The organism is Desulfovibrio sp. DV (assembly GCF_001936595.1).
GTDB lineage: Bacteria > Desulfobacterota > Desulfovibrionia > Desulfovibrionales > Desulfovibrionaceae > Solidesulfovibrio.
Genome location: NZ_MLBG01000016.1, coordinates 42970 through 55135, shown reverse-complemented (window position 1 = coordinate 55135; position 12166 = coordinate 42970). Strand labels below are relative to the sequence as shown.

Genomic DNA, 12166 nt, shown 5'->3' with positions numbered 1-12166 from the left:
ATCAGCGCCAGGTTGTCCAGGACATACCAGACACCGGTGGTGACGATGATGACCGTCAGCGGTTCGCGGACCTGGCCTTCGGCTTTAAACACGGGTTTGATGACCACGTCCTGCAGATAATAGCCGAAAACGAACAGGACGGGCGGTACAATGACAAGGGCCAGATACGGGTGGATGCCCGTGAGACGAATCAGCCAATACGCGCTGAACATGCCGACCATTAAAAGCGAGCCGTGGGCGAAGTTGACGACCTTCATCACTCCGAAGATCAGAGTGAGTCCGAGGGCCGTCAGCCCGTACATGGCTCCCATCATGGTGCCGTTGAGCGCCGCCTGAATCACCGCGGTCATGAAGCCTCTCCGGACGTTATGCCCCGGACCGGCTCGGGCCGGTCCGGGACGTTGGTGCCATGAATACTATTTATTGGCCGGGAAGACCGGGGTGTAGCCGGCGCGACGGGCGGATTTCGGCCACACGGTGACGCGGTCGGGCTTGCCGTCCACATTGGCCACCTGGACGATGACGATGCCGGCGTTCTTGTTCTGGCCGGTCTCGTCGAACTGGACGCCGTCGTAGGAGACGACCATGCCCGGTCCGGTGGTGAGGTTGGTGGAAGCCAGGGCGTCGCGGATCTTGGCCGGCTCGGTGGAAGCAGCGCGCTCCAGGGCGTCGGCGATGACGTACATGGCGACGTAGGCGTCAACAGACTCGCCGGTCAGGTCATAGCCGTACTTTTTCTTGAACTTCTCGTTGGCCGGCTTGGCCGCGGGCTTGTTGACGTCGGTGTTCCACTCGACTTCGTCAAAGATGCCAAGGGCGTTGGTGTCGGTATTTTCCAGGAACTTGGGGTCGGCATGGCCGCCGCCGCTGGCCAGGACGACTTTGGGCTTCAGCTGCATTTCGGTCATGGTGTTGGTCAACAGGATGGCATCGGCCGCGTTGGAGACCAGCAGCACGATGTCGGGGTTGGCCGACTTGAGCTTGGTCACGACCGGGGTGAGGTCGGTGGCGGTGGAGGGGTACGGCTCGTCCAGGACGATTTCGTAGCCGTCTTTCTTGGCCAGTTCGCGCCATTTCTCGGCAAAACCGGTGCCCCAGTCGCCGTTTTCAAAGACAAAGGCGATCTTTTTCAGCTTCACGCCGGTTTCTTCCTGCATGTCCTTGAGGAAGCGGAATTGGTCGCGCACCCACCAGGAATCCTTGGCCGCGATGCGGAAGACGTTTTTAAAGCCACGCTCGGTGATGGTGTCGCGCACGGCAACCGGCACCACAAAGGGGATGCCGTAACGCTCGGCCACCTGGGTGGCCGGGTAGGTGACGGCGGAGTTCCAGCAGCCGGTCATGAGGTTGACCTTTTCGGTGTTGATCAGGCGCTCGGTCTCGGTGACGCCGACGGTGGGGTCGGACTTGCTGTCGGCGTAGACCAGCTCCAGCTTGGCGCCGCCCAGGGATTTGATGCCGCCGGCGGCGTTGATCTCTTCCACGGCCATTTCCCGGGCCTGCTTGCCCTGGACGCCGACCGAGGCCGAGGGGCCGGAGAGCGGTTCGACGTTGCCGATTTTGACGGTTTTGTCAGCGGCCAGGGCCGGGACGGCGAACAGGGCGGCGGAGAGGGCCACGCCCATACAGCCGGCTAAAAGCGAGGTAAAAGAACCGTTTTTCATGCCTACACCCCTTTGTTGGTTGTCGGTTGCCTGGGTCAAGTCGTGTTGCCAGCCTATTTGCCGAGGGTCTTGGACACCTCGCGGATGCCTTCTTCCATGATGTCGAGGCCGCGTTCGAGCTGCTCGCGGGTGATGACCAGGGGCATGAGTACCCGGATGCAGTTGCCGAAGTTGCCGCAGGAGAGGACGAGCAGGCCGTTGTCCTGGCAGAACTTGGCCACGCCCTTGGCCGCTTCCGGGCACGGGGTCTTGGCGGTGCGGTCGGAGACGAACTCCAGGGCGCGCATGGCCCCCAGGCCGCGTTCGTCGCCGATCAGTTCATACTGCTTCTTGAAGGCGGCAAAACGCCGTTTGATGGCGTTGCCCAGGCGTTCGGCCTTGGCGAGCAGGTTGTCCTGTTCGAAGATGTCCATGACGGCGAGTCCGGCCCGGCAGGCCAGCGGGTTGCCGCCATAGGTGCCGCCGATGCCGCCGGGGGACACGGAGTCCATGATCTCGGCCTTGCCGACCACGCCGGCCAGGGGCAGCCCGCCGCCCATGGACTTGGCCACGCACATGAGGTCCGGGGTGACGCCGAAGTGCTCCATGGCAAAGAGCTTGGAGGTGCGGCCGAAACCGGATTGGATTTCGTCAGCCACGAACACGATGCCGTATTCGTCGCAGATGGCCCGGATCTTTTCGAAGAACTCCTTGGGCGGGACCACGAAGCCGCCTTCGCCCTGGACCGGTTCGGCCACGATGCAGGCGATGTTCTCGGCGGCGGCGGTGGCCACGAAAAACTCGCGCAGCTTGTCGGCGCAGGCAACACCGCACTTGGGATAGGTCAGGCCCAGCGGGCAGCGGTAGCAGTAGGCATAGTTGGGGTACTGATAGACTTCCGGGGCCATGGGGCCAAAGCCGAACTTGTAGGGTTTGACCTTGCTGGTCATGGACATGGCCAGGAGCGTGCGGCCGTGGAAGGCGTTTTTCATGGCGACGACGCCATTTCGGCCGGTGTGGCAGCGGGCAATCTTGACCGCGTTCTCTACGGCTTCCGAGCCGCTGTTGACGAACATGGCCTTCTTGTCGCCGTCGCCCGGGGCGGCGTCGGACAGGCGTTTGGCCAGCATGACGTAGGGTTCGTACATGGTGACCATGGAGCAGGTATGGAGGTAACGGCCGGCCTGATCCTTGATGGCGGCCACGACTTTGGGGTGGCAGTGTCCGACGTTGAGCACGCCGATGCCGCCGACGAAATCGATGAACTCGCGTCCGGTGACGTCGCGAAGCAAAGCGCCCTTGGCGGATTCAACGAAAAAGGGCGTGGCGTTGGGATGTCCCTTGGGGACATAACGGTCGCGCAGTGCTTGCAGTTCTTGCGCCTTGTCGGTGGTGTTCACGGATCATCCTCGGATGTTTCGGTTGAGTGGCGACAGTGCCTCGTACCAAAATGCACATAGATGGCAATGGCCACTCAAAGCAAAAACCGGGCCTGATATTTAAATCCAATGATTCATGAGTATTGTATTGTCGAGTTGGTTGCTGGGGAATAAATTTGATTCTTTAATGAATCAGCAAAAATGTAAAAAATATGTAATACCAGTGCGTTGTATGACAAGCAGTTCTGAATCAGACTGAATCAGGGTGATCCAGAGGCGCAAAACGCCTGTCAGCCCAGGCCACGCCTTTTGCAAGTCCGGCAAAAAATGAAGCGAATGCTTATGAATCCGTGCGTATGGATACAAAAACGGCAAAATCGGGACAACGCGAAAAAGGGCGTTTCCCGGTCCTGGACAAAAAGGGCTGATGCAGAAATGAATCAGGACCGGGACAGGCCGTAGCGCTTGAGCTTGCGCACCACGGTGGCCTGGCTCACCCCGAGGTGGGCGGCCATTTCCCGGGTGGTGCGGCACACAGCCATGGCTTCCCGAAGGCGTCGGATACTGGCCTGCTCGGTGGACTGGACCAGAGGGCGGGGACCGGGCAGGGAGGCGGGCAGGGGCATGTCGCCGGCCAGGGCTTCGATCAACGCTTCGGTGAGATCGTCGTCGTCGCTCATGACAAAGGCTTTCTGGATGATGCTGACGAGTTCGCGGACGTTGCCGGGAAAATCGTAGGCTTCAAGGTGGCGCATGGCCCGGGCCGAGAGGCGTTTGGCCCGGCCGTGGCGGGCGTTTTGCTGGGCCAGGTAGAATTCGGCCAGGCCGAAGATATCCTCGCGGCGTTCGCGCAGGGGAATGATGCGCACCACGAAGGTGTTGAGGCGATAGTAAAGATCTTTGCGGAACTGGCGGCGTTCCACCAGCCCTTCGAGGTCGCAGTTGGTGGCGGCCACCACCCGGCATTCGACAATGCGCGGATCAGCCCCGCCCAGACGCCGCAGTTCGTGGTCGTCGAGATATTTGAGCAGCTTGGCCTGGACCGAAAGCGGAATATCGCCCACCTCGTCGAGAAAGAGCGTTCCGCCCATGGCCAACTCGATAAGCCCGGCCTTGCCGTCTTCCTTGGCCCCGGTAAAGGCCCCTTTCTCATACCCGAACAGTTCCGCCTCAAAAAGGTTTTTCCGGTACGGCCGGGCAGTTGATCTGGATAAAGGGTTTTTGCGACCTGGGGCTGACCTGATGCAGGAACTTGGCGAGCAGGCCCTTGCCTGTGCCGGATTCGCCAAGGAGCAGGACCCGGGAGGCGTCCATCTGGGCGAGCTTTAAAAGCGTGCGCAAGGTCCGTTGCATCTGCGGGCTCTGGGCCACGATGTCTTTTTGCGACAGTTCGAAAAGGGACAGTTCGGCCAGCTCGCTGCGGTAGCGTTCCTCCACCTTGCGGGCGTTTTGCAGGCCCTGGCGCAGGTTCTGGAGTTCCGTCACGTCGCGTTCGTTGACCACCACCAGGGCCACCCTGCCCTGGTCGTCCAGGACCGGCGTGGCTGTTACCAGCAGTTGCTTGCCGGTCTTGGTGATGTGCTGGATCATGCTCGACTGGCGTTTGGTTTCCAGGACATCGAGGGTGGCCGAGCGGTCGACCATACGTTCGGCCACGATACAGGCGACGTTTTTGCCAATATACTCGGCCGCTTCAATGGAATTGAGGCGCTCGGAGGCGGCGTTGATGTCGAGAATGGCCCCGGTGCCGTCGCAGATCCAGATGCCGTCGGAAACCGAGTCCAGGATGGAGCGCAACTGCCCTTCCATGGCCGGATGGGCTTCACCGGAACAGGGACGGCAGATGGTCGTTGCGCCGACCACGCGACCGTCGCGGCGCACGGGAAAGGCGGTCAGCGAAATGGTTCTGGCCCCGACGTCGAGACGGTCATAGGCCGGGGCGGCCTCCTTGAGGCAGCGGGCGAGGTGTTGCCAGAGATCGGGGCGGATAAGGGGCAAGGCCGCGCCGGGCGTGGCCACCTCCGGGCCGAACAGGGCCAGGGCGGCAGGGTTGGCGCTGGCCACCCGGCCATCGGCGTCCACGGCCACGACCGGCCGGGGAAGCGACCCAAGGATGTCGGATGCGGCGAAGGGGGCGGCCATGGCGGGTGTGCGATCCTCCGTCGGGTCGGGATGTTCGATGTCGGTACGGCTCCCATGGCACGAAAGGCCGGCCGGGCGCAACGGCGGGGTGGGTTGGGCCGGCCTACCGGCAGACCGTCTTCCTGCCCAAGGCCCGGACGAGCGCGTCAGCTATGTGGTCGCTGACACTCGTAAGCGTCTCCTCGCCGCCCAGGGCAAAGCGCTGGTTCACCTCCAGCTCCACGCCCAGATACCGCTCCCCGAAACGACGCCGCAGGGCCGTCGCCAAGCCGTCGGATACGCCGCGATAGGGATAATTGCGGCGCAGGATGAGGTCGCCGTCCAGACAGGCCAGTTCGCGCAGCCATCTGCCGCAAAACGTCTTTTCCGCCGCCCGCCCGGGATCGTAGAGAAAGCCCACGTCGCAGTGGCGGGTCACGCCATTGAGGCGCGGGGTGAAGCTGTGGCTGGCAATGTGGAGCACGGTTTTGCCCGCCGCCAGTCCTTCGGCCGCCAACCGGGCCACGGCTTCGCGGTGGGGATGGTAGTGGGCGGCCAGGATGGTCTGCCGGGCTGCGTGCGGCAGACCCTTTGTCACTCCCGAGAAAAGCCGGGGATGGCCGACCGACCGGTTGAGATCCACGAGCAGGCGGCTGACCGTGGCGGCGAGCAGCGGCGCGGCCACGGCCCGGGCCAGCACCCGGGCCGTGGCCAGTGCGCCGAGGTCGAAACCCCGGTGGCTGGCCAGGACCTCGCCCCAGTCGGCAAAAAGCGGGGAGTAGTCCCCGGGCACGGCATTGCCGCCGTGCTCACAGGTAATAAGAAGCGCCCAGGATGCCGACATTAAACGGCTCGTTTTGTTTCAGGCAGTCCGCCAATTGGCCGTAGATGCGCTTGATGGTGCCCGGGCGATAATCCCCGTCCACGGCGGCCAGGATGCGCCGGGCCAGGCTCGATTGATCGACCAGGACGCCGAGCGGCTTTTCCCAGTCCGGATCGAAATCCATGCTCGGCAGGGCGCTTAAGGCCAGCCGCCGCCAGATGACCCTGGCCGGGATGACCGACGGGGCATAGACGCCAAAGAGCTTGGCATAGTCTTCGGAAACCTTGGTGCGGCCGGCGTCGTGGACGGTCTTGCCCAGGATGTCGGCCAGGGGCCGGGTGCCCCAGGCTTTCTGCTCCTCGTAGGTGGACCAACGTTCTTCAACAAGACCTTTCAGGGCAGCCACGACCACGGCCGCCAGGGCGAAGTCGGCGGCCGGACATTCCTGGGTGTCGAGCACCCGGATTTCGATGGTGGAGCGCTCGAACCGGGGAATGGCCCCCCGGGCATTGAGGAAATCGCCATGGAGCAGGCCATTGGGGTCCAGGGGGGCGATGTCGCGATACAGCGGCTCAAGCACCCGTTGGTGGTATTCATCAATGGAAAAAACGGCTTCCGGGATAACCATGCCCATGACCGAGGGAACCCGGTCGGCGTTGTGGGCATAGTGCTCCATGCGGGCATCGAGAAAGCCGGTGGCCTTGCCGTCGAGAATGGGGGTGGAAGCGGCCAGGGCCGGCATGATGGGCAGCAGCACCCGGATGGCGGCATGGAGGCGGCCGAACTCGTCGTCGCCCTTGAAGGGCAGGTTCAGGTGCATACTTTGCAAGTTGGCCCAGCCATGGCCCTTGCAATTGAAAATGCTGTCAAAGGTCTGGTAGAGTTCGCCGTTCTCATGGGGCCACAGCACGGTTTCCTTGAAGGGATCCATGAGGGGATGGGCGCCGGTTGGCAAAAGGCGCGCGCCAAGCGGAGCAAGCAGCTTGTCGGCCTTCTCCACGCTCTTGGCAAAGGTGGCGGCAAGGCCCTTGAGGCTCTTGGCCGGCTTGGTCACCTTCATCTCCAGCACATGGGCCACCAGTTCGTTGGACCAGGTGACCGGCCCCATGACCGCGTCGCAGGCCCCTTCCTGGCCGGCGGCAGCAGCCAGCAGGGCGTCGGCCACGGGTTTGACGTCAAGCGTCTCCCGATCCACGATCATGTATTCGATCTCGATGCCGAAAGCGGAAAAAAGCGGTCTGGCCTTGGTCATATATTGAGGCTCCCGGTTTTGCGTCGTTCAATGCGTTTGAGGAACACTTCCATCACCCGCAGGTAGAGTTCATCCTGCAAGACTTCGTCCTCGTAGCCGACATCGATATTGGGGTTGTCATTGACTTCGATGACGTAGACCTTTTCCCCAACCTGCTTGAGATCAACGCCGTAGAGGCCGTCGCCGATGGCCGAAGCCGCCTTGAGCGCCGCATTGATCACTTTTTTGGGCACCTTGGCCACGGGCAGGGTTTCCACCCGGCCGTAGATGTCCTTGCCGGATTTGCCCTTGAGCAAAATCTGCCAGTGGCCGGCGGCCATGTAATACTTGCAGGCGAAAAGGGGCCGCCTGTCCAGGATGCCGATGCGCCAGTCGTAGTCCGAGGGCAGGTATTCCTGGGCGATGACCAGATCGGACTTGGCCAGGAGGCGTCGGGCCTCCTGGACCAGGGCGTCGGATTCGCGCACCAGGACCACGCCCTGGGAAAAGGCGCTGTCGGGTTGCTTGAGCACACACGGCAGGGACAGTTCTTCCAGGATGTGGTCGATGTTTTTGCAGTGGGCAATGACCGTGCGCGGGGCGGGTATCTTGTGCCGGGTGAGCACCTCGGCCAGGTAGACCTTGTTGGAGCAGCGCAGGATCGATTCCGGATCGTCGATGACGACCAACCCCTCGGCTGCGGCTTTTCGGGCCATGCGGTAGGTGTGGTGGTCGACGTTGGTGGTTTCGCGGATAAAGAGCGCATCGAACTCGGAGAGGCGGTTGGAATCCTCCCGGGTGATGATCTCTACGCCAAGCCCCAGGTTCTCGGCCGCCTTGGTGAAGCGCTTGATGGCCCGGGCGTCCGACGGCGCGCGCTGTTCCTCGGGATCGTACAGGATGGCCAGATCGTAGCGGCTGACCTGGCGTTTGGGAATGCTGACCTTTTTGCCGGTGAAGTAGTCGGCGGACACGGCTTCGGCGAAATCGCGCTCTTCCTCGGGGATGTCGCGCACGGACAGGGGGGAGACGTTTTGCAGCTGCCAGCCGTTCTGGAAACTGAGATCGGCCCGCAGGAAGGGAGCCGGGAAGAGCTTGAACAGCCGCGAAGCCAATTGCTCCAGGCCCTTTTCCGGCGTTTTGCCGAAATAGGCCGAGAAGCTGGTTTTTTCGGGTGCCCGCTCGGCCAGCACCCGGTCCATGAGTTCGGAGAGTTCCTCCGAGGCCAGCCGGATGATGCCGACCGACTTCATGTCCTGGATGGCGGTGATGGACGGAACGGGCCTGTGGCCGCGGGCCTCGGCCAGAAGCGAGACGTAGTAGCCCATGGACTGGTAGCGGTAGGAACGGCAGATATTGATGATTTTGACGCCGCGCAGGGTGGTGAAGGCCTCGTCGGCCAGATAGCTGCGGGCGGCAACGGATTCGACGCCGGAAAAAACCAGGGAACAGTCCTCGGGGTTTTCGATGACCACCAGAACGGACACGCTCACAAGCTCCTTTGCCGGTCTTCGGGCCGGCTTTTCTTTTTGGGGGACAAGACGAGCAGATTGGCGTCGCAGGTGACGATGCCAAGCATGACGGCGCACACCAGATGGTTAAGCGTAACCTCGTAATACTGGCTGGCGCTTATTGGATTTGGCAGCAGCGGATCGGCGATATGGGTGGTGCGACGGTCTGGTTCGTAGCCGTTTAGGACCACGAAATGGCCGGCCGGGTGGCCGCGCAAATCGTCAAAAAAGGTGATGCCGTTCTGCTCGCGTTCCCGGGGGGTGCGATAAAGATAGGTGGCCGAGAGGCCGGCCAGGATGGGCCGGTTGCGTTTGAGGATGGAACGGATGAGACCGGCGGTGAGGTCCTCGAAACGGATTTTGCCGCCACGCTGCAAAAAAGCCTTGTAGGCGAAGGTTGCTTCGCGAAGGCGCGGTTCGGTCTTGTAGTGCAGTTGCTCGGTCAGCTTGCGGGCAATATCGATTTTCGAGGAGTTAAACCAAGTGATGTCAAAGACGGTCAGATCAAAGGAATAGAGCTTGGCGGCATAGCCCCGGTCCAGGGCGTGGCAGCCGAGATGGGCGGCCAGGGTGCCGCCGCCGGGCAGGGTGGTGACGCCGGCAATGACCGAGTCGAGGGACAGGACGTCGCCGTAGTAGCCGTACACGGCGTGCAGGCAGGTCGGCCCGCAGGTGGTGTCATCGGGCTGGGCCTGGATGGAAAGGGCAAGTTTGCTTGATTCCACGACTGTGGGGACTAGCACGGGCCGGATTGGCTGACCATGGCCCGAATTGTAATGTTTCCGGATTTCTTCAGGAATAGCACGGTCTTGGAATTATTTGACAGGCAGGAAGATTTTTTCCAGCGGCCCTGGCCCTGCTTCCGGGGAGGGTGGGAGCAGGCTATTCCAGGCGGATTTCTTCTTCCTTGACGATCTGGAAGGCCTTGTTGGACTTGACCATGCCGGGGATGCCCTTGAACTTGCGCACACCCTGGATTTCGGCTTCGAGCAGGTCATCCACGTCGTTGTTGAGCATGAGGATGTCGCCGGGCTTGAGCGACAGCAGCTGGCGGCCGGTGATTTGCGACCGGCCAAAGCGCACCAGCAGTTCCACCGGCGTCTCCATGAGCCGCTCCTTGAACCGGGCGATCCAGGCATGGTCCACTTCCAGGCGCTCGGTCTGGAAGGAGGCGTAGAGCTTGGAGCGGATGGGCTCGATGGTGGCGTAGGGCAGGCAGACGATCAGCGAGCCGATGGCGTTTTCCAGTTCCACTTCAAAGGTGACGACGACCACCACGTCGCTTGGCGGCACGATGGCGGCGAATTGGGGGTTGACCTCGCTGCGCACCAGTTCGATGTGCACCTCGTGCACCGGCTGCCAGGATTCCTCCATGTTTTCCAGGGCGATGCGCACCACGCGGTTGATGATGGCCTGCTCGATGGGGGTGAAATCGCGGCCTTCGATCTTGGGCTGGGACCCGGCCCCGCCAAAGAAACTCTCGACCATGGCAAAGACCAGCCGTGAATCAACGACTAAGATGGCGTTGCCGCGAAGCGGGTCGAGCTTGAAAATATTGATCGAGGTGGGCACGGGCAGGGAACGCATGAAGTCCCCGAACTTGGACATGTCTATGGAGATCGGGTTGACGTCGGCGCGCTTGCGCATGGCGTTGGCCATGGCATTGGAGGCCAGCCGGGCAAAGCGGTCGTTGATGATTTCCAGAACCGGCATCCGGCCCCGGATGATGCGGTCCTGGTTGGACAGGTCGAAGACCACGACCCCGGAGTCGTCCTCCAGGATGTCGTTTTCCGCCTCGATTTCGCCGCCCGAGAGTCCTCGCAGCAGCGCATCAACTTCGTCCTGATCCAGTATTTTGCTCATGCCCGCACCTTTCGGCCGTTAATTTCACCACTATAGGGCTATCGGCCCGAAATGAAAAGGGGAGCCGCAAAAACGAAACCGGCCGCCAGGGGCGGCCGGTCGCATCCGTTATCCGGGGATGGCCCCGAACTCTGGCGCGGCGGGCAAGCCGCCCCGATCTAGAAGCTGACGTTTAAGCCGAGCGTGCCACCGAAGGCGTTGATGCCCTGGTCGCTGAACTGGCCGATATGCATGTACTTGACCGAGCCCTTGAGGCTTAACTGCTGGCTCAGGGCATAGGTTGCACCGATTTCACCGTTTTCGGTCACGCTGTTCTCAAAGCCGTTGTACGGCACCTTGGCATCGGCCCACAGGCCGCCGAGGCCCGCGCCGGCGAACATGGTGGCCTGGCTGGTGGCAATGAAGTGCCAGCGGAGGTTGAAGTTGCCAGCGATGCCGTTGGCCGGATCAGACTTGCTGCCCATGCCGGTGGCGGTTTCAAAGCGCTTGTTCTGGTCCACGTACACGCCCATGCCTTCGGCTTCCACGGCGAAATTGTCCATGACATAGTAGTTGATCGCGCCGCCGTAGGTCAGGATGGAATTGACGCGCGGATTGGTGGTTCCGAAGGCGCTGAACCGGGGTTCGAAGTTGAAACTTCCGGCGGTGAAGTTCTGGGCCATGACCCATCCGGCCGTCGCGGCCAGGATCAGGCAGGCGGCGGAAAGGACAAACAGCATCTTTTTCAGTAACGCATCCATAGCCTTCTCCCTGTGTAGCTATTTGGGAATCGCCGGGATCATTACAATTGTTGTGCCAACGCCGCGCGATCTCTTTTGTTCAAGGATACCGCCACTTCCATAAAAAAGACCCGGGCCGGGAAAACCGGATCGGGTCTTTGGCCTGTTTCGTTTTATAAAAAAGTGAAACCGCGCCGGGGGATAGGGGCAGCTTTTCAGGACCGCTTGGCCCGGACCTTTTCCCGCAGCCAGTCGTACCATGCGCCAAGCCCCTCGCCGGTGCGGGCCGAGAGCGGAAAGAGGCTGATGTCGGCGTTAAGCGTGCGGGCGTGGCGACCGGCCTTGTCCAGGTCGAAATCGACATAGGGAAGGAGATCGATTTTATTGAGCAGCATGGCGGCGGAAATATGGAACATGAGCGGATATTTCTCGGGTTTGTCGTCGCCCTCGGCCACGCTGAGAAGCGTCACCTTGAAGTCTTCGCCGACATCGAACTCGGCCGGGCACACGAGGTTGCCGACGTTTTCGATAAAAAGAATATCCAGTCCGGCCAGATCGAGGCTTTTGAGGGCTTCCTGAACCTGGGAGGCGGTCAGATGGCAGCCGCCCTCGGTGTTGATCTGGACGGCCTGGGCACCGGTCGCGGCCACCCGGCGGGCGTCGTTGTCGGTTTGCAGGTCGCCTTCGACTACGGCCATGCGCAGTTCTTCGCGAAGATCGGTCAACGTGCGTTCGAGCACGGTGGTCTTGCCCGCGCCAGGGGAGCTCATGAGGTTTAAGACGAGAATGCCTTTTTGTTCGAAAAACGTCTTGAGTTCCGCGGCAACATTACTGTTGGCCTCCAGAATGTTGCGCACCACGGGGATTTGCATGGCC

General features: G+C 61.8%; 11 protein-coding genes and 1 pseudogene. All 12 read right to left on the bottom strand.

Annotated elements, in window-relative coordinates:
- Positions 1–350, bottom strand: a pseudogene (locus DVDV_RS06280) (branched-chain amino acid ABC transporter permease); the annotation flags it as partial.
- Between the two features lie 66 nt (positions 351–416).
- Entirely contained in the window at positions 417–1664 is a 1248-nt protein-coding gene (locus tag DVDV_RS06275) for an ABC transporter substrate-binding protein (protein WP_075353849.1), read from the bottom strand.
- Positions 1665–1717: 53 nt separating this feature from the next.
- Positions 1718–3043, bottom strand: coding sequence for a 4-aminobutyrate--2-oxoglutarate transaminase (gabT, locus tag DVDV_RS06270; protein ID WP_075353848.1), 1326 nt, complete (start codon positions 3041–3043; stop codon positions 1718–1720).
- A gap of 419 nt (positions 3044–3462) precedes the next feature.
- Entirely contained in the window at positions 3463–4311 is an 849-nt protein-coding gene (locus DVDV_RS23255; protein WP_254845280.1) for a sigma 54-interacting transcriptional regulator, read from the bottom strand.
- The gene (locus tag DVDV_RS23250) at positions 4193–5164 is read right to left on the bottom strand and encodes a PAS domain-containing protein (protein ID WP_254845279.1); all 972 of its coding nucleotides are present in this window, start codon (positions 5162–5164) and stop codon (positions 4193–4195) included. The genes DVDV_RS23255 and DVDV_RS23250 overlap by 119 nt, the downstream gene beginning before the upstream one ends.
- Positions 5165–5267: 103 nt before the next feature.
- A complete protein-coding gene (locus tag DVDV_RS06260) occupies positions 5268–5987 on the bottom strand; it encodes an N-formylglutamate amidohydrolase (RefSeq protein WP_075353847.1) in 720 nt (239 codons plus the stop codon).
- Positions 5953–7218 carry a glutamate-cysteine ligase family protein gene (locus DVDV_RS06255; protein ID WP_075353846.1) on the bottom strand — a complete coding sequence of 422 codons (1266 nt, stop codon included), beginning with the start codon at positions 7216–7218 and terminating at the stop codon, positions 5953–5955. Before DVDV_RS06255 ends, DVDV_RS06260 begins: the two co-directional genes overlap by 35 nt.
- The gene (locus tag DVDV_RS06250; protein WP_075353845.1) at positions 7215–8684 is read right to left on the bottom strand and encodes a RimK family protein; all 1470 of its coding nucleotides are present in this window, start codon (positions 8682–8684) and stop codon (positions 7215–7217) included. Before DVDV_RS06250 ends, DVDV_RS06255 begins: the two co-directional genes overlap by 4 nt.
- 2 nt (positions 8685–8686) lie before the next feature.
- Positions 8687–9433, bottom strand: a complete 747-nt coding sequence (locus tag DVDV_RS06245; RefSeq protein WP_075353844.1) for a peptidase-C39 like family protein — start codon at positions 9431–9433, stop codon at positions 8687–8689.
- A 157-nt stretch (positions 9434–9590) separates the two neighbouring features.
- Entirely contained in the window at positions 9591–10571 is a 981-nt protein-coding gene (fliM, locus tag DVDV_RS06240) for a flagellar motor switch protein FliM (protein WP_043631437.1), read from the bottom strand.
- A gap of 158 nt (positions 10572–10729) precedes the next feature.
- Positions 10730–11311 (bottom strand): outer membrane beta-barrel protein, encoded by a 582-nt coding sequence (locus DVDV_RS06235; RefSeq protein ID WP_075353843.1) that lies wholly within the window; start codon positions 11309–11311, stop codon positions 10730–10732.
- 194 nt (positions 11312–11505) lie between these two features.
- Positions 11506–12162 (bottom strand): hydrogenase nickel incorporation protein HypB, encoded by a 657-nt coding sequence (hypB, locus tag DVDV_RS06230; RefSeq protein ID WP_075353842.1) that lies wholly within the window; start codon positions 12160–12162, stop codon positions 11506–11508.
- Positions 12163–12166: the final 4 nt, after the last annotated feature.

What these genes read in the sequence shown, in the direction of transcription:
- DVDV_RS06275 (WP_075353849.1), bottom strand. Translation starts at nt 1,664, where the DNA reads ATGAAAAACGGTTCTTTTACCTCGCTTTTAGCCGGCTGTATGGGCGTG.
- DVDV_RS23250 (WP_254845279.1), bottom strand. Translation starts at nt 5,164, where the DNA reads ATGGCCGCCCCCTTCGCCGCATCCGACATCCTTGGGTCGCTTCCCCGG.
- DVDV_RS06260 (WP_075353847.1), bottom strand. Translation starts at nt 5,987, where the DNA reads ATGTCGGCATCCTGGGCGCTTCTTATTACCTGTGAGCACGGCGGCAAT.
- DVDV_RS06255 (WP_075353846.1), bottom strand. Translation starts at nt 7,218, where the DNA reads ATGACCAAGGCCAGACCGCTTTTTTCCGCTTTCGGCATCGAGATCGAA.
- fliM (WP_043631437.1), bottom strand. Translation starts at nt 10,571, where the DNA reads ATGAGCAAAATACTGGATCAGGACGAAGTTGATGCGCTGCTGCGAGGA.
- DVDV_RS06235 (WP_075353843.1), bottom strand. Translation starts at nt 11,311, where the DNA reads ATGGATGCGTTACTGAAAAAGATGCTGTTTGTCCTTTCCGCCGCCTGC.
- hypB (WP_075353842.1), bottom strand. Translation starts at nt 12,162, where the DNA reads ATGCAAATCCCCGTGGTGCGCAACATTCTGGAGGCCAACAGTAATGTT.